This is a genomic window from Streptomyces sp. NPDC041191, from assembly GCF_055591945.1.
The window spans coordinates 158,828-175,220 of the sequence record NZ_JBVIZC010000003.1 but is presented as its reverse complement, the minus strand read 5'-3'; the positions used below and the strand labels follow the sequence as shown (position 1 = coordinate 175,220).

Annotated in this window: 18 protein-coding genes; all 18 read left to right on the top strand. The window is 72.7% G+C overall.

The window, feature by feature from the left end; all coding sequences use genetic code 11:
* Window positions 1-14 precede the first annotated feature (14 nt).
* The 18 genes from ACZ6AQ_RS06775 to ACZ6AQ_RS06690 all read left to right on the top strand — a co-directional run bounded on the left by ACZ6AQ_RS06775 (window position 15) and on the right by ACZ6AQ_RS06690 (window position 16,390).
* Window positions 15-371, top strand: a complete 357-nt coding sequence (locus ACZ6AQ_RS06775) for a hypothetical protein (RefSeq protein ID WP_468758031.1) — start codon at window positions 15-17, stop codon at window positions 369-371.
* Window positions 362-1,204, top strand: coding sequence for an SPDY domain-containing protein (locus ACZ6AQ_RS06770; RefSeq protein ID WP_468758030.1), 843 nt, complete (start codon window positions 362-364; stop codon window positions 1,202-1,204). The genes ACZ6AQ_RS06775 and ACZ6AQ_RS06770 overlap by 10 nt, the downstream gene beginning before the upstream one ends.
* A 47-nt stretch (window positions 1,205-1,251) precedes the next feature.
* Window positions 1,252-2,487 (top strand): ATP-grasp domain-containing protein, encoded by a 1,236-nt coding sequence (locus tag ACZ6AQ_RS06765; protein ID WP_468758029.1) that lies wholly within the window; start codon window positions 1,252-1,254, stop codon window positions 2,485-2,487.
* 74 nt (window positions 2,488-2,561) lie between these two features.
* Window positions 2,562-3,266 carry an SPDY domain-containing protein gene (locus ACZ6AQ_RS06760; RefSeq protein ID WP_468758028.1) on the top strand — a complete coding sequence of 235 codons (705 nt, stop codon included), beginning with the start codon at window positions 2,562-2,564 and terminating at the stop codon, window positions 3,264-3,266.
* A gap of 103 nt (window positions 3,267-3,369) precedes the next feature.
* Entirely contained in the window at window positions 3,370-3,897 is a 528-nt protein-coding gene (locus tag ACZ6AQ_RS06755) for a hypothetical protein (RefSeq protein ID WP_468758026.1), read from the top strand.
* The gene (locus ACZ6AQ_RS06750; protein ID WP_468758024.1) at window positions 3,894-4,649 is read left to right on the top strand and encodes an SPDY domain-containing protein; all 756 of its coding nucleotides are present in this window, start codon (window positions 3,894-3,896) and stop codon (window positions 4,647-4,649) included. Before ACZ6AQ_RS06755 ends, ACZ6AQ_RS06750 begins: the two co-directional genes overlap by 4 nt.
* A 110-nt stretch (window positions 4,650-4,759) precedes the next feature.
* Complete coding sequence (locus tag ACZ6AQ_RS06745) at window positions 4,760-5,536, top strand: SPDY domain-containing protein (protein ID WP_468758022.1); 777 nt, start codon at window positions 4,760-4,762, stop codon at window positions 5,534-5,536.
* A 40-nt stretch (window positions 5,537-5,576) separates the two neighbouring features.
* On the top strand, window positions 5,577-7,379 hold the full coding sequence (locus ACZ6AQ_RS06740; RefSeq protein WP_468758021.1) for a type IV secretory system conjugative DNA transfer family protein: 1,803 nt from the start codon (window positions 5,577-5,579) through the stop codon (window positions 7,377-7,379).
* Window positions 7,376-7,834 carry an XF1762 family protein gene (locus ACZ6AQ_RS06735; RefSeq protein ID WP_468758020.1) on the top strand — a complete coding sequence of 153 codons (459 nt, stop codon included), beginning with the start codon at window positions 7,376-7,378 and terminating at the stop codon, window positions 7,832-7,834. The genes ACZ6AQ_RS06740 and ACZ6AQ_RS06735 overlap by 4 nt, the downstream gene beginning before the upstream one ends.
* A 56-nt stretch (window positions 7,835-7,890) precedes the next feature.
* On the top strand, window positions 7,891-8,865 hold the full coding sequence (locus ACZ6AQ_RS06730) for a hypothetical protein (protein ID WP_468758019.1): 975 nt from the start codon (window positions 7,891-7,893) through the stop codon (window positions 8,863-8,865).
* An 83-nt stretch (window positions 8,866-8,948) separates the two neighbouring features.
* Window positions 8,949-9,779 carry a hypothetical protein gene (locus tag ACZ6AQ_RS06725; protein WP_468758017.1) on the top strand — a complete coding sequence of 277 codons (831 nt, stop codon included), beginning with the start codon at window positions 8,949-8,951 and terminating at the stop codon, window positions 9,777-9,779.
* Window positions 9,780-10,005: 226 nt separating this feature from the next.
* Window positions 10,006-10,830, top strand: coding sequence for a hypothetical protein (locus ACZ6AQ_RS06720; RefSeq protein ID WP_468758016.1), 825 nt, complete (start codon window positions 10,006-10,008; stop codon window positions 10,828-10,830).
* A gap of 172 nt (window positions 10,831-11,002) precedes the next feature.
* Window positions 11,003-11,806: a hypothetical protein gene (locus tag ACZ6AQ_RS06715; protein ID WP_468758014.1), complete on the top strand. Its 804-nt coding sequence runs from the start codon at window positions 11,003-11,005 to the stop codon at window positions 11,804-11,806.
* A 67-nt stretch (window positions 11,807-11,873) separates the two neighbouring features.
* Complete coding sequence (locus tag ACZ6AQ_RS06710) at window positions 11,874-12,353, top strand: hypothetical protein (protein ID WP_468758012.1); 480 nt, start codon at window positions 11,874-11,876, stop codon at window positions 12,351-12,353.
* A 95-nt stretch (window positions 12,354-12,448) separates the two neighbouring features.
* Window positions 12,449-13,309 carry an adenine nucleotide alpha hydrolase family protein gene (locus ACZ6AQ_RS06705; RefSeq protein WP_468758557.1) on the top strand — a complete coding sequence of 287 codons (861 nt, stop codon included), beginning with the start codon at window positions 12,449-12,451 and terminating at the stop codon, window positions 13,307-13,309.
* A gap of 31 nt (window positions 13,310-13,340) precedes the next feature.
* Window positions 13,341-13,937, top strand: coding sequence for a hypothetical protein (locus ACZ6AQ_RS06700; RefSeq protein WP_468758011.1), 597 nt, complete (start codon window positions 13,341-13,343; stop codon window positions 13,935-13,937).
* A 177-nt stretch (window positions 13,938-14,114) separates the two neighbouring features.
* Entirely contained in the window at window positions 14,115-15,233 is a 1,119-nt protein-coding gene (locus ACZ6AQ_RS06695) for a DNA cytosine methyltransferase (protein WP_468758010.1), read from the top strand.
* Window positions 15,233-16,390, top strand: coding sequence for a DnaB-like helicase N-terminal domain-containing protein (locus ACZ6AQ_RS06690; RefSeq protein ID WP_468758008.1), 1,158 nt, complete (start codon window positions 15,233-15,235; stop codon window positions 16,388-16,390). Before ACZ6AQ_RS06695 ends, ACZ6AQ_RS06690 begins: the two co-directional genes overlap by 1 nt.
* Window positions 16,391-16,393 lie beyond the last annotated feature (3 nt).

The window sequence follows — 16,393 nt, the reverse complement described above, 5'->3', positions numbered from 1 at the left end:
TCCCTAGGAGCCTGATGCCCGCACTCACCCCGGACACCATCCGCACCGCGACCGAGACCCTGTCCCGCCTCACCGACTACCTGCGCGAGAACCCCGCCCCGGAAGAGGCGTTCGCCCTCGTCGAGCCCCTCCTGGACGAGTACACCGGTCTACCCGTCCAGCTCGCCGACACCCTTCGCGCTCTTGCCCGCGCCCTCCAGGACCACCCGAACGTCCCGCGCACCCTGACCGGCGACCTGCTGATCAGCGAGCTGCGCACCGCCGCGTGGGAGCAGGCCGACCAGCACTCCCTCCACGGCGTACTCGACGGCCTTCGTGAGCTGTACGGCAGTGCCGCCGGAGGCGGGCAGGGGTGCGGCCGGTGCCGCTGAGCGAACGGCAGCTCGCCGCGTTCGCCGACAAGCACGCCTGGCAGATCCCGTATGACACCAGCCCGCGCCACCTCGCCGGTCCCGGGGATGCCCGCCACGTCACACACGGCCTGTCCGCCGCCGGGTGGATCCACACGTCCGATCCGCTGAGTGCCGAGATCGCCCTGCGCAGCCCCGATCACCGCCACCGTCTCCAGTTCGACCCGCAGTCCGTCACCTCCGCGTGGTGGCGGCTGCGGAGCGAACCCACCGGCGCCGAACCCGATGGCTGGTACGCCGAGTTCGGCGCGTTCATCCCCGCCGAGGTGCTCGCCGGCCTCACCGATGCCCTCGTCGTCCCCGCGCCCGCCGAACCGGCCAGCCCCCTGTCCGTCCTGGAGGCCGCGGGATGGCTCATCGACGGCCGCGGTGCCGCTGACTCCGACCCACCGGGGTGCCGGGTGGAGCGCCGCCCCGAGGAAGACCAGGGTGTCGTGCCCTGGCGCGAACCGGGTCGGGTGGCCTGGCACATTGAGGTTCACGACCAGCCGGACGTTTCCGTCCGTGGCCCTCGCCTGTGGCACGCCTTCCTCAGCAGCCGTACGCCCGAGCACCTGGTGACCGCCTTTGTGGCCGCGCTCACCGATGCCATGCCGCTGCAGCGCGGCATGTTCGATCGCACCGCCCACCGCAGTGTCGTGCAGGAACCCAGTGCGCTCACCCCGCAGCAGACGGTCGACGCGCACCGCGCCCGCATCAAGGCCCTGCGCGGACAGGCACGTGCCGCCCGCCGGCCGCAATCCGCGACGCCTCCGGCAAAGACCGGCACCACCCAGTCGGCCGCTCGCCGCTGACCCACCCCCCTTCGCCTTCCCCCCCTCTCTACTGCCTGGAGTCCTTCTTGTCCCTGCGCCCGCTCGTCCTGGTCGTCGCCCCCGGTGACGAGGTATACCGCGGTTACTGCCTGCGCCAGGTCGCCGATGTCTACGACGTCGCCGTCCTCACCACCGGCCCGCTCACCTGGGAACGGCCCTACGTCGTCGACCACGAGATCGTGGACGACTTCGACGACGTGGACGGCCTGCTCACCGCTGCCGGGTTCATCGCCGCGCGCCGGCCGATCGCCGGCGTGCTCACCTGGAACGAGTCTCACCTGACCCCGGTCGCCCGCCTGGCCGAGGACCTCGGTCTGGCCGTCACGAGCACACGGTCGGTCCTCACCTGCCGGGACAAGGCCGCCAGCCGTGCCGCGTTCGCCCGCCACGGTGTGCCCTCCGCCCGCTCGGTCGCGGCGGCCAGCCTCGACGAGGCCCTCGCGGTCGCGGAGGAGATCGGCTTCCCGGTCGTGGTCAAGCCGGCCGCGGTGGGCGGCAGCATCGGCGTCATCAAGGCCGAGACCCGTAACGACCTCGCCGAGGCGTACGCGTTCGCGACCCGCGGAGTCCAGCTCCACGGCGGCGACAACCGCGTCGTCCTGGTGGAGGAGTACCTGTCGGGCCAGGAGGTGAGCGTCGAGTGCGTCACGTACGAAGGCGTGACCACGGCGGTGGCCCTCACCCGCAAGGAACTCGGCAGCGAGCCGTTGTTCGAGGAGGTCGGCCACACCCTCACCGCGGACGACCCGCTGCTGGAGAGTGTCGCTCCCATCGCCGTCGCGGCCGTGCGGGCGACCGGAATCACCGGTGGTATCCAGCACGTCGAGCTGCGCCTCACTCCCACCGGGCCGCGCGTGATCGAGGTCAACGGCCGGGTCGGCGGTGACTGGATCGGCTGGGCGTTCTGGCGGGCCACCGGCCTGTCCCTGCCCCGCATCGCCGCCGACATCGCCGTCGGCACCGCCCCCGACCTGACCCCCACCCGCCGGGAGTCCGTCGCCATCAAGGTCCTCTACGCTCCCGCCTCCGGCACGCTCACCGATCGGAGCATCGCGTCCGGCTTCGCCGAGACCGCCGGGTGGGTGCACGGCCCGGCCTGGCTGATGCGCGAGGGCGACCGGGTCCTCCTGCCGCCGGAAGGCGACCTCGACTCCGCCCGCGTCGGTCTGCTCGCCACCCACGCCGACACCCTCGACCTGGCCGTCGCCCGCCGCACGGCCGCCACCGGCCACATCAACCTCGCCGTCGCCGAGGGCCGATGATCTCGTCCGGGCCCCAGGCTCCGCTCTCCCAGGTCTCTCCCCGCTACCTGGCCGGCGGCGGGGATCCGCGCTGGGTGACCGTGCCCCTGCAGCGCGTATACCGCTGGAAGGTCGGCTACCAGCCACTCAGCCCAGCCGTTCAGCTCACCCGCCGCGACCAGCAGGCCGAGCTGCTTCTGGCTCCCGACCCGGACCGCCCGTGGTGGACGCTGCAGCACCGGCCCGACGGCGGCGCCCCGGCATGGAGGATCACCTTCGGGGCCCGCACTCCGGCTGAGATCGTCGCCGCCGCCACCGACGCCCTCACCGCCGGGCCGGCCACCGATACCGCCGCCGACCCGGCCGGAATCCTCGAACAGGCCGGCTGGCGGACCTCCGAGTCCAAGACCCGCTTCGTCTCGCCCGACCGGCACGTCACCGTCACCCGCCTGCGACCGGGCACCTGGAGCATCGAGGTCGCCGCACCCGACGTGCCCTGGAACGGCCAGATCATGGTCGTTCCGGTGTGGGAGGCCCTGGTCACCGAAGACACCCCGACGCACATCGTGGCCGCCGTCTTCCGCGACCTCGTCTCGCCCGACCCGGTCCTGCGCGACGAGAAGACCATGTTCCGTCCCCTGCGGCACAGCGCCACCATCAGGCGCGCGTGGATCCCCGCGCAAGCGGCCGAGGACGCCCTGGAGGACCGGGTCGACCGCCTCGCGGCCATGCGACGCGGCGCACCTCCGCCGCCCCCGCCTCCCCAGCCCGGCGGGCTGTCTCCCCGGCGCCCCCGCTGACCCCCGTACGAGCGCACCACCGGCACAAGGACCCATCCTGCGACAGAAGTTCCCCTCCCCCCAGCAGCACGCTGCCGCTCTGAACGCGCTGCGGACCTACCTGGTGCAGAGCGAGATGATCCTCGCCGCCTGGGACGCCTACTCCGACGAGCACACCGATGCCGACGGCTGGCCCTACGACGAGGTGTCCTACGGCTGGCGCATGGTCCAGCGCGACTCCGAGACGTGGCGGGCCTTCGAACCCGTCCGGCGCACGGCCCGCGAGATGCTCGCCACGGCCTCCTTCCAGCTCCAGCACATCCCTGCCGGGGACATCGTCCGCCGATGGCCGTGGCAGCTGCACGAACTCTCCCGGGCCCTGGAGAAACTGGAGATGCTCCGCGGTGAGCGGGCGAAGGACCGCGAGGCCGAACGCGGCTCGCCGCCACACCCGAAGGTGCTCGCCGACTCCCTCGCCAAACGCAACGAGGAGGCGTGGGACGCCCTGGACACCTGGTCCGCCCAGGGCCACGCCATCCTCGACATCCACGCCGTCGCCCTCAAGACGCCGCCCCGCCACCTCTACACCGCCCCGGTCCCCGCCCCGGTCCTCACGACAGCGGCCACCCCGAGCACGGGCAGGCGCGGATGAGGGTCGCGAAGGTCGACCAGGCGCTCGTCTCCCCCGTCCATCTCGCCGGGCCGGGCGATCCGGCGTGGGTGACCGCCGCTCTGCACGCCGGCGCCGGGTGGGCGCACGGCCACGATCCGCTGATGGCCCGAGTCGTCCTGACCAGCCCGGACCAGAAGGCCATGCTCCGTCTGGCCCCGGTGCTGAACGGGCCGTGGTGGCACCTGTCCTACCGCGACGGCCGCACCGGGTCGCAGTGGGAGGCATCGTTCGACGGTGCCACGCCCGTCGAGCTGATCGCCGCGGTCACCGACGCGCTCACCCACCCCGACTACGACGCCCGCGCGGTGGCCGATCCGTACGGGCTGCTGATCCGGGCGGGGTGGGACGTCGCGTCCGACAGCGGCTTCCGTTCACCGGACCGCCGGGTGCGGGGCGAGCGCCACACCTTCTCCGGCAGCACCGCCTGGCGCATCACGGCAAGTCATTACGAGGACGAGCCCGTCTGGAAGGCCCGGTTCTCCGGTTCGACGCCCCGAGTTCTCGTGGCCGCGTTCCTCGCCGCGCTCGCCGACCCGGAGCCGGTGCTCCGCTCCCCCGAGCAGACTCAAGGTCTCTCCCTCCACCAGGTCACCATGCGGTGGCAGGAACGGCCGGCGAAGGACGTGGCCCGGGCGCTGCCGGAGCGGATCGAGCGCCTCGCCGCCCGCCGCGCGAGCCCTCCACCGCCCGCGGCCCCGACACCGCCGTCAGCACGCCGCCGCATCCGCTGACGCTCCCTGCCCGCACCGTCTAAGGACCTTCCCTTGCGATCCGCCCCCTCCTCCCCGGCCCCCGCACCAGTCCCGGTCTCGGCGCCCGTCCGGCGAACGGCGGCACCGCGATGAGCGTGCCCTCCGAGACCGTCGAGGTCGACTTCGTCACCCCGCGCCACCTGGCCGGCGGCGGCGACCCCGCCTGGATCACCGTCCCCCTCCACCGCGCCTGCGGCTGGAGCCACGGCAACGATCCGCTGATGCCGCGCGTTCTGCTCTCCAGCCCCGACCAGCAGGCGCTCCTGCGTCTGGACCCCGACCCCGACGGGCAGTGGTGGACCCTGCACCACGCCCCGGCTCCAGGACGGCCCGCCTGGTACGCCTCCTTCGGCGGCCGGACACCGGTCGAGCTGATCGCCGCGGTCACCGATGCCCTCACCGACCCGGCCTTCGCCGCGAACGCGCCGTCCGACCCGTACGAACCGCTGCGCCAGAGCGCGTGGACGCCTTCCGCCGGCGCGCCGGGACTCGTCTCGCCCGACGGCACGGCGCACGTCCAGCGGCTGGGCGACGAGGAGGGGGCCTGGTTCGTCACGGCCACCCTGGGCCAGGACGACCGGCCGGTGTGGCAGGCCCGCTTCGGCGAGCACGCCCCCGTCCGCCTGGTCGCCGCCTTCACCGCCGCGCTCGCCGACCCGCGCCCCGCGCTGCGCACCGACGGTGTACGCCGTCTCCCGACCTGCGACCCGAAGCTCGTCACCCGCCGGCCCACGGACGTGCCGGTCGCGCTGGTCGCCCATGCCCTCGAAGACCGGGTCCGGTCCCTCGCCGCCCGGCATACGCCGGCGCCGACGAACCCGGGCTCGCCACGGCGGACACCGCCCGCCAACGGCCGCAGTCGCTGAACCCTCGCCCCCCGCCCCCTGCCCGGAAGTACGTAGCCCTTTGCCCTCCTCCTCCAGCGGTTCCACCGACGGGTACGACCTCGCCCTGAAAGTCGGCCTCGGCGCCCTCGCCGTCGGCACCCCTCTCGCCTCCTTCGCCTGGCTGTCCGCGAACATCGCCGCCTGGCTGTCCCGGACCGGACCATGGGCCCCTTACCGGCCGGTCGAAGCACTCCTTCATCCCGAACGGCTCTGGCCCCGGGCCGGAGAAACGTCCCTGCTCATCACGACCCGTGTGCTGCCCGTCCTGCTGACCCTGCTCCTCGGCGCCGTCGCCGGAAAGCTGTGGCTGCGGTACAAGAACCGCTCCGGCGGCGGGAAGAAGAGGGTCGACGGCATGGCCACGGCCCGGGACATCGAGCCCCTGCTCGCCAAGGCGGTCGAGGCCAAGGCCCGCTCGCTCCGGCCCAGTCTGAAGACCGTCCCGCGCATCGTCCCCCGTGACGCCGGTGTCCTGCTCGGCAATCTGGCCGGGAGCCGTCATGAGGTGCGGATGGGCTTCGAGGACGTCGCGGTCGCGATCATGGCGCCGCGCTCGGGCAAGACGACCTCGCTCGCCATCCCGTCCGTGCTGGCCGCGCCTGGTCCGGTCCTGCTGACCTCGAACAAGGCGGCCGGCGACGCCTACACCGCGTGCCTCGACGCACGCGCCGCCGTGGGACGGGTGTGGTCGATGGACCCGCAGCAGATCGCCCACGCCGAGCGGACCATGTGGTGGAACCCGCTCGCCGACGCCAAGACCCTCGACGGCGCCGGACGGCTCGCCGGGCACTTCCTCGCCGCGAGCGTCGATGCCTCCCAGCAGGGCGACTTCTGGTCGAAGGCCGGCAGCAACATCCTGTCCCAGTTGCTCCTGGCCGCAGCCCTGGACGAGCGGCCGATCACCGACATCATGCAGTGGCTGGCCTTCCCTGGCGACCGGCGCCCGCTCGACATCCTGCGCGACCACAACTTCGCGGCGGTCGCCTCCCAGCTCAAGGGCACCGTCGAAGGGCCGCCCGAGACCCGGGACGGCATCTACGAGACCGCCCGCCAGTACGCCGCCGCCCTGCTCAACGAGGACATCGCCGCGTGGGTCACCCCGCAGAAGGACGTCCCCGAGTTCCGGCCGGCCACCTTCGTGACCTCCCGCGACAGCCTGTTCCTGCTGTCGAAGGACGGCGGAGGCGGCGCGAGCGCGCTGATCGCGGCGTGCGCGGACTCCGTGATGCGTGCGGCGACCGCCCAGGCCGAGCGCGCCGGCGGTCGGCTCGACCCGCCGATGCTCGCGATCCTCGACGAGGCCGCCAACGTCTGCAAGATCAGCGACCTGCCCGACCTGTACTCCCACCTCGGCTCCCGCGGGATCATCCCGATCACGATCCTGCAGTCCTACCGCCAGGGCCAGCGGGTCTGGGGTGACGCGGGCATGGACGCGATGTGGTCGGCGGCCACCGTGAAGATCATCGGTGCCGGCATCGACGATCCGGACTTCGCCGACAAGCTCTCGCGGATGATCGGCGACCACGACGTGGAGACCACCTCCACCTCGCACTCCGAGTCCGGCAAGTCGACCTCGATCAGCATGCGGCAGGAACGGATCCTGCCCGCCGACGCCATCCGCGCCCTCCCCAAGGGCAGCGCGTTGTGCCTGGCCACCGGCATGCGTGTGGCCATGCTCGATCTGCGCCCCTGGTACGCCGAGCCCGACGCCGACCGGCTCGCCGCCGCCTCCGCCCGCGCCTCGAAGGCCATCACCACCCGGGCCCTCGCGAAACACACCTCGGCCTCGGCACAGCCCGGCGATGTCGGGACGGCGGCATGAGCGAGCCCCGCCTGCACCTGGTGCCCGTACGCTCCCGCGAGGCCAAGGAGTTCGTCCGTCTCTGGCACCGCCATCACCCTCCGCCCGCGGGACAGATCTTCTCCGTCGGCGCCGCCGACGAGACCGGCGTCCTGCGCGCCGTGGCGGTCGTCGGCCGCCCCGTCGCCCGCCACCTCGACGACGGCGCCACCCTGGAAGTCACCCGAACCGCCAGCGACGGCACCCGAAACGCCAACTCCCTTCTCTACGGGGCCGCCTGGCGAGCGACGAAGGCACTCGGGTACCGGCGGCTGGTCACCTACACGCAAGCGGGTGAGAGCGGCGCTTCACTGCGCGGCGCCGGGTGGCGCGTCCTGGCCCACCGCCCGCCGCGGCCGGGCTGGCATACGCCGTCCCGGCCGCGGACAGCCCGCGGGACCGAGCAGATCGCCCGCACCCTCTGGCAGGCCCCCTGATACCGGCCACTCGACAACACCGTCGGTGACGACCCCGACTCCTGGAGATCTCTTCCTTGAAGCAGCCCCGCCCCGCGCCCGCTGCAGCCGAGCTGACGGTCATCGTGCGCGGTCTGACCTGGCAGCAGCGTGCGGCGTTGCGCGTCCTGGTCCGTACACCGAGCCGGATCCGGCAGCGCGGCAACGGCTCGCTGTACGTGGATACGCAGTCGTCCTCGTCCTTGCCTCTTGTCACCTTCCACGCCCTGGAACGCAAGGGTCTTGCGTACCGCGACCATGAGGCCCATCCCGCCTCGCTCCTCGGCCAGCGGCTCGCACCGACACCGCTCGGGCTCTTCGCCCTTGCTCACCTCACCGCTCTGTCCTTCCCGCCCTCGGCTGCCCGGCTCTGGCCGCCCCACCCCCCGAAGTACCTCACAGCAGCCCCCGGTCTCCTTTCTGCCTCTGCCCGGGGGGGGCCGACCGTGCAGATGATCGACCTGATGGAGCAGGCCCGGCTCCTTGGCATGGTGTCCCGAGAACTCGAGCGCCTGGCCGAGGAGATCGACCGGGTACGTAGCGGTGAGATCGCTCGGCCGGTCCGCGAGATCACCCCGCTCGGTGTACGGGCTCATACCCTCTCGATCCGGTGCCTGACGCAGCTCGACACCCTCGCCAGCAGCCAGTGCGCCGTCATGAAGGAGGGAGCCGAAGCTCTCGCCGACATGGCCGAGGCCGTCATGGGAGTCGGCTTCGCGGCCGGCACGTGTGCGCAGGCGATCACCGACCGGACCGGTGCCCTGATCTACGAAGCGGCCGACGCGACGGCCTCGACGGCACGCGAGCGGCTGGGCGAGGCGAGTAAAGAGCTACGGCAGGTCGCCGACGTGTACAGGGAGTTCTCGCAGCGGCTCACTATCCGTCTGGTGACGCCTGCCGCCAGGATCGAGGACGGGCGCCTGATCGCCCGTGCTCTTGACCGGTCCGCCGCCACCCCCCTGCCGCCGGGCCTTCCCAGCCGGCCGGCCCCCGTGCCAGGCCACCGCCGGTAGCACCCGCACCGCCCGCTTCCCCCGCGACGGCACCCCGCAGTCCACTCACCCGGCCGCCCCCCTGACCGAAGGGCTTCTCCGCCTTGCCCGACTTCCACCACCAGGTCCCCGAACCCGGGGATCTGCACATCCTCGGCGACCGGCTTCTCCGTATCGCCCGTACGCTCCACGACCTGCCCCGGCCCGACGCCGACGTGCTGGAACGCCTCGTCCCACTCGCCCCCATCTGCCTGGGCACATCCCGGCACGCGAGCGACCTCGCCACCCGGGCGGCGGGAAGCAGTGCCGCGTGCTCGGTCGACGGCCGGGCGGCGATCGACCTGCTGACGAAGGTCACGACCATCACGACGGCAGCCACCGTCCACGTCACCGCCGCCCTGTCCGCCGTGCGCCACGGCCACCGGGCCGCCGGTGACGACCACGTCCGTGCGGCGCTGGCCGAGCTGTCCCCGGTCCACCGCGCCTGTACGGACGCCGGTGCCGCGCTCGTGCGGCACGCCGGCATCCTCGACGCCCGGCGCGAAGCCGAGGCCCACCCCGTTCCGGAGGAAAAGCCGGAGGCCGTCACCGAGCCCCAGCAGCAGGCCCTGGCCCATATCGCCTACGGAACCGCCGTCCTGCACACCTACGACTACGACCGCCCGCGCGAGGTGCGCGGGGCGGGCACCGTGCGGACCTCGACCGTCGACGCCCTGGTGAAAAAGAACCTCGTCGTCCTCACCCCGCTGCCCGACGCCCCGCTCCTGAAGACCATCACCCTGACTCCGTCCGGGCGGCACACCCTGATGGCCGCGGCCACGGCGCACCACGCTTCCCCCACGACTCCGGCCGCCGCCGCGGGACGTTCCACCCGCCCGGCAACGGCACGGCGTTTGCCGACAACCGCTGCCCCGGTCACCGGACGGGGCAGGTAGCCGTACCCCCACGAGCGGGTCCTGGTCTCCCCCGGCACCCGGCCGGCACCGGTGACCGGGTACCTGCCCTCCGCTCGGCCGTCGGGCGCCCAGCACGCCGCCCTGGAAACCCTCCGCCCAACCCAATGCCCGACCTCAAGGGCCCAGATGGAAGAACCCGCATGAACGAATCCTCTCCCAGAAAAATCTCCGCCCCTGTTTCCGTCCGGCCGGAAGGACCGAAGCGATGACGACCGCGCACGAAGCAGACAGCGAGCCGATGGCAGAGGCCCTTCCCTCCTACGTCCTCACGCTCGCCGAACAGACCACCCGGTTTCGCGATCACCTGTCCAGCCTGGAGTTCAGCGACCCGAACGCCGCGCTCAAGGCCCATGAACTCGCCGAGCACGCGGGAGACCTCTGTGAAGCCGTGAAGACGGCGACGGCCAAGATCGGCACGGTCCGGCTCCACCAGAGCCCCACCATGCTGGACACCTTCAACCGCCTACGTCTCCTGGCCTCCCAGGCGCATCTGGCCGACGAGCATCTGACGTGGACCGGCGTCTACCTGGGCGACCTGACGACCGAGGAGCGCTCACACCGGCCCTATCCGCCGGGCCGTGTTCTCGACGCCTTGCTCGAAGCCGGCCGTCACCTGCGGCAGGCGGACATGCTGACCGCCCTCGGTGCGCCTGACGCCCTGCACGCCGCTAAGGATCTCGCCGTCGCCGTGCGTCACCAGAAGACCGACAGCCGGCCACAGCAGATGTCGCCCGCGCAGTACGCCGTTCTGCACGCGACAGCGTCCGGATACGTCACGGTCGGCACGCTAGGGACCGAGGAGTGGGCCCGGGCCCGCCGGGACCGGATCTCGATGGCCACCGTCCGCTCCCTGGAGGCGCGCGGCTGGGTCCTTCGCGAAGCGCATCACCCCGTACCCGGGTCGCGGTCGACGCGCCTGCACCTCACCGACGCCGGGCGCATCGCGCTCGCCTCCCGGCTCGGGCGTGCCCCCGTCGCGTCCCGCCCGTCTGCGGTCCCCGCCCGGCCGGCTCGACCCCGCATCCGCTGATCCGGATCTTCCTGAACGGAGGTTCTCCCACGTCCCCCTCCATCCTGACCGCGCACGCCCCCGCCGTCCCCGCACCTGCCGGCCCGCGGCCAGGCCCCGTCCACCGGGCGGGCGTCGGCGCACCCGCATCCCCTGCCCCGCCGGCCGGGGGAAGCCGACGCTCCCTCCACCGATGACCGCCCCCACCCCGCCCGCCGAGCAACTTCTCGCCCTGGCGGCCGATTTCACCCGTCACAACGACGCTCTCGCCGAGATCCTCCTCCACGGCTCCAGCCCGGCCACCGACCTCACCGGACAGGTCGTCGCCGCCCGGCGCCTGGCCGATGCGGCGCTGGAGATCGTGGACGGCTCCGGGTACGAGCAGTGGGTCAGCCACAGGGCCGTGCGTGCACGAATCCGGCAGCTCGCCCACCTGGCCCTGGAAGCCGCCGATCACCTCGCCGACACCGTCGATCTCCTCGACGACACCCGGGCCGGGCTGCCCGTGCGGGGCGAAGGACCGGTGCTGTCCCCCCGGCAGGCCCTGATGGCCGCCGTCGCCCGGCTGCCCCAGATACACGACCTGACCCTGCTCGGCGCCCGGGACGCGGTCAACGCCGCCGAGCGGCTCGTCGCCGAGCAGCGGCGCCGGGGCTGGTCCCCTCAGCACCGGCCGCCCGTTCTCTCCCCCGCCCAGGACGCCGTGCTGTACGCCGTCGCGCGGGGCCAGGTGACGGTCCTGGGCAGCAAACCTCAGCCCTACTACACCCACGCCGGCGTCGTCTTCACCACGATCAGCACCATCCGCGCCCTGGAGTCCCGCGGTCTCGTGGCCCGCGAGATGTGCTCGCCCCGGTCCAGCCACGAGCGGGTCCACCTCACCGCCGGGGGCAGCCGTGCTCTCGCCGCGTCCTTCGGCCGGCCACGGCCCCCCGCGCTCACCCCCGCCCGCCCCGCCGTCACGGCCCCCGCCCCCTCCGCCGGCCGGACTCGCTGATCCTCCGCCTCCACCTCCACCTCCGCCTCCGCCTCCGCCTCCGCCTCCGCCTCCGCCAAGGATCTTCTTGCACCCCTTCCACCTCTTCACCCTCCAGCTTGCCGACCGCCTGCCCGGCACCTGGACGGCCACCTTCAACCAGTACGCCCGTCCCCTCGACGAGTTCGCCGCCACGCAGCGTGTGTGGACGCCGTACGACGCCCGGCCCTCCATCAACTTCCGCAGTCACGGTGCCACCCTGCGGCGCGACGACGGCCCGGAGCTCTACCTCGTCGAACACCGTCGCAGGCGGGTTCTGGTCTGCCCCGTGATCCCCGGCGGTCTGCACGAGGACGTCACCGACCCCATCCCCGCGCCGCCGACCGTCGCCGTCCCCCGTGACCCGGCCCGTGCCGCCTGGCGGATCACCGACCGCGTCCTGCCCCACTACACCGACGCCCTCGCCAGCGCCCGCAGAGCCGCCGACGCCCTCGCCGCCCGCCGCTCCGCCGCCCCCGCGCTCCCGCCCGCCCCGGCAGCCGGCGCTTCCCGGCCGCGCACTCGCTGACCCACCCGCTTCCGCGCTCCGCCCAAGGATTTCCCATTTCCCCTTCTCCTCAGTTCCGTGCGCTTTCCCTCGGTGCCGGCGTCCAGTCCAGCACCCTGCTCGCCCTGTCCGCCGAAGGCATCCTCCCGAAGATCGACTACGCGATTTTCGCCGACACCGGATGGGAACCGCGCTCCGTCTATGACCATCTCGACCGCCTCGAACGCGAGATAGCAAAACCCGCTGGAATACCCGTCCTGCGGGTCTCGTCCGGAAACATCCGCGACGACGCCCTGAATCCGGATCACCGTTTCGCCTCCATGCCCCTGTACATCCTCAACAAGGACGGGCGACCGGGGATGACCCGGCGCCAGTGCACCGGGGAATACAAGGTCAAGCCCATCAAGAAGGCGATCCGCAGCCTTCTCGGCTACCCGTATCCGGTCCGGGTTCCGAAGGGTGTTTTCGTCGAGCAGTGGATCGGGATATCCACCGACGAATTCCACCGTGCCAAGGACGCCGATGTGAAGTACATGCGTAACCGGCATCCGCTGATCGACATGGGCTGGTCGCGGTCCGACTGCGTCCGCTACCTCACTTCCCTCGATCTGGCCGACACCCCGAAATCCTCCTGCCTGGGCTGTCCTTTCCACGGCAACGCCCAGTGGCGGCACATCCGGGACAACTCCCCCGCCGAATGGGAGGACGTCGTGGAATTCGACGCGGCGATCAGGAAGGGCAACGCCCGCGCGAACGCCGGCGGAAACCGGCTGTTGGGCGAGGCGTTCCTGCACCGCTCGCGCGTCCCACTCGACCGGGCCCCGATCGACCACGTCACCGCCGCCGAGTGGGCGGCCCTGCAGCAGGAACTCGCCGGCGAGGACGAGCTGGAGCAGGGCGTCACGGACGGCTGCTCCCCCTGGGCGTGCCGCGGCGATGCCGAGGCGGCGCAGGACGGCTTCGGGCTCACCGCATGACCGCCCGCGCCTACACCCAAGGCGGCTGCCCGTGACCGACATCCACCAGGCTCTGGCCCTTTACGACATGGCCGGCCGGATCGACCGTTTTCGTTTTCAGCTGCGCACCCTGCCCCCCGCACCTTCCATTCCGGACGTCAGCACCGTCTCGGCGCAGGTATACACCCTGGCCAAAATCATCACCGCCGTCAGCGAGAAAGTCGACTACCTCCTGTCCGACCCGTTCTCCACGAACGCGAAGAAGGCCGTCGAGGCGTACAGCGACGCCCTCTCTCAGCTAGGCGAGGTCATGACCGAAATGGGCCGCATGCAGGCCCAAGTCGCGCACTTCCACTTCACCGCCCTTCCTGCGACCAAGAGGAATCAGTCAGATCTGGGGCAGCTGAACCGGCTGTCGAATGAGATGATTTCCGGATGCTGCGAGGCGGCTGACGAAATACTCGAAGCAGTAGTCACCGGGCTCCGGGAAGCAGCGATCAAAATGGCACCGCCCTCCGGCCGTGTGCAGGAAGCCTCCCACGCCCAATCGCCTCACGCCCCCGACTCCGGGCAGTCCCGCCCCGCCCCTGCCTCGCCGCGGCCCCCGGCACTTCCCGCCACGGCACCGCGCACAGCGAAAAGCCGCTGACCCCCTGGCCCGATCCGAAAGACCACCTCGCATGAAAATCCAGACCCCGTCCACCATTTCGATATCCTGCCCGCCTCACGGCACCACCCCATGCCGATACTTCCGTGACACCGTCCCCGCCGAGCGGGCTTCCGCAACCGGGACAGTGCGGGGCGGCTTCGGGCTCCCCGCGTGATCATGCGCCGGTTGATCCTGGATTTGTTCGCGGGCCCGGGGGGTTGGAGCGTCCCGCTGTACCGTGCCGGGATCCGGGACGTGGGTCTGGAGTGGGACGAGTGGGCGTGCCGGACCCGGGCCGCGGCCGGGCTGCTGACGATCCGTACCGACGTGGCGATGTACCCGGCGTGGATCTTCGCCGGGCGGGTCCGGGGGTTCATCGCCTCGCCGCCGTGTCAGGCGTGGTCGATGGCCGGCAAGCGGCTCGGGCTGGTCGACCAGCCGCTGGTCCACCAGGCGGTCGCCGACCTCGCCGCCGGCCGGGACACCCGCGAGCGCCTCCTCGCCGCGTGCCGCGATCCGCGTTCCCTGCTCGCGGCCGAGCCGATGCGCTACCTCCACGCGCTCCATGCGGTCGGCGAGCCGGAGTGGATCCTCATGGAGGAGGTTCCCGACGTGCTGCCGCTGTGGCGCCAGTACGCGGCGATCCTGCGCGGATGGGGGTTCTCCGTGTGGTGCGGGATCCTGAACGCGGCCGACTTCGGCGTGCCGCAGACCCGGCGGCGGGCGATCCTGATCGCCTCCCGCGTCCGCACCGCCGAGCCCCCGCCCCCGACGCACGCCCGGGCCGCTGAGCCCGAGAGCCTGTTCGGGCCGGGCCGGGCGCGGTGGGTGTCGATGGCGCAGGCCCTGGGGTGGGGGGCGACCGACCGGCCCGTTCCCACCGTGTGCGCCGGTGGCGGGCCCGGCGGCGGCCCCGAGCCCTTCCCTTCCGGGGCCCGCAAGACGCTCGTCGACGCCCGGGCCCGCGGGACGTGGGCGCTGCGCAGCAACAACCAGGCCAACGCCACCGTTCGCAGCGTCGACGAGCCGGCCGGGACGCTGTTCTTCGGGCACCGCGCCAACGAATGCACCTGGGTCCCCTCCGACGAAGCAGCCGAGGCGCTGGAGCCGATCCGGATCACCGCCGTCGAGGCCGGCGTCTTGCAGACCTTCCCCGCCGACCATCCCTGGGCCGGCAACAAAGGCCAGCAGTTCTCCCAGATCGGCAACGCGGTCCCGCCGCGGCTCGCCGCGCACCTGCTCGCCCCGCACCTCGACCGTGCCCTCAACCCCGACGACTTCACCCTGGCCGCCTGATGCCCCACACCCCCGACCCTCACAACGACGACCCGTACGACAGGCCGGCCGAGCCCACCCCCGTGGTCTTCGCCGAGAAGGCGCTCCTGGGCGCCCTGCTCCTGGCCCCCGCCCGCCTCGCGGACGTGTCCGGACTCGAGCCCGAGAGCTTCTCCAACGCGGCGCACGGCTCGCTGTTCGCCGCGATGCGCACCGTCCCGGCCCCGGGCACGCGGGAAACCCGGGCCGGGCTGGACTGGCTCAACTCCGTGCTGGAACAGGCCCGTCGGGAGGCGCCGGGGCTGACCGCCTCGTACCTGCACACCCTGATCTCCGCCTGCCCGCGCGCCGAGCACGCGAGCGCGTACGCGGCGATGGTCCGCGCCGAGGCCGCCCGCCGCAGCATCCGCCGGCACGCCGACCAGCTCGCCCGAGCCGCCGACGAGACCACCGTGCCCGACCCGCCCCGGCACGTCCTGGACGCGGCGGACGCACTCGCCCGGCACCTGGACGATCTCGCCGCCCACTTCCCCTCCCACCCCGGCTCCCTGCCCCGCACCCCGCCACCTCCCACCGTGTCCGGGGCCGGCCCGGACGTCGCGGCGGAGGAGGAACGGCTGCTGCTCGCCAGCGCCCTCGCCTGGCCCGACGCCGCGCAGGCGATGCGCTGGCTCGTACCGGAGGACTTCACCGACTCGGTCCACGGCGGGCTGTGGCAGTGCCTGACCACTCTGCTGCACCGCGGGCAGCCGGCCGATGCGGTCACCGTGCTGTGGGAGGCCCAGCAGCGCGGCATCCTGGCCGCCGGCGTCACGCCGACGGAGGTGGTCGCCCTGCTGTCGGAACCGGCCGGAACCCCCGACCACTGGGGCGAGCAGGTCCTGGGCCGGGCCCTGCTCGCCCGCGCCCGGCAGACCGCCGCCCGGATCAGCGCCTACGCCGACGACCCGGCCACCACGCTCTACCAGGTCCTCACCGGCTCCCGACGGGCGCTCGCCGACCTGACCGCCGTACGCACCCGCTGGCAGCACGCCACCCTCCCCCCGAAGACGGCGCCGACGGCCACCGTCGAGCCCGCCGTCGCCGCACGGGCCGGCCCCCGCTCCCGGCCCTCCACCACACCACCCGCCCCCCTCCACTCCCCCGTCTCCCGCCGGGTCGCCGGCCGGACTCCGTAACCG

Coding starts and splice junctions, on each gene's coding strand:
- ACZ6AQ_RS06775 (WP_468758031.1), top strand. CDS start 15: ATGCCCGCACTCACCCCGGACACCATCCGCACCGCGACCGAGACCCTG.
- ACZ6AQ_RS06750 (WP_468758024.1), top strand. CDS start 3,894: ATGAGGGTCGCGAAGGTCGACCAGGCGCTCGTCTCCCCCGTCCATCTC.
- ACZ6AQ_RS06745 (WP_468758022.1), top strand. CDS start 4,760: ATGAGCGTGCCCTCCGAGACCGTCGAGGTCGACTTCGTCACCCCGCGC.
- ACZ6AQ_RS06735 (WP_468758020.1), top strand. CDS start 7,376: ATGAGCGAGCCCCGCCTGCACCTGGTGCCCGTACGCTCCCGCGAGGCC.
- ACZ6AQ_RS06720 (WP_468758016.1), top strand. CDS start 10,006: ATGACGACCGCGCACGAAGCAGACAGCGAGCCGATGGCAGAGGCCCTT.
- ACZ6AQ_RS06715 (WP_468758014.1), top strand. CDS start 11,003: ATGACCGCCCCCACCCCGCCCGCCGAGCAACTTCTCGCCCTGGCGGCC.
- ACZ6AQ_RS06695 (WP_468758010.1), top strand. CDS start 14,115: ATGCGCCGGTTGATCCTGGATTTGTTCGCGGGCCCGGGGGGTTGGAGC.
- ACZ6AQ_RS06690 (WP_468758008.1), top strand. CDS start 15,233: ATGCCCCACACCCCCGACCCTCACAACGACGACCCGTACGACAGGCCG.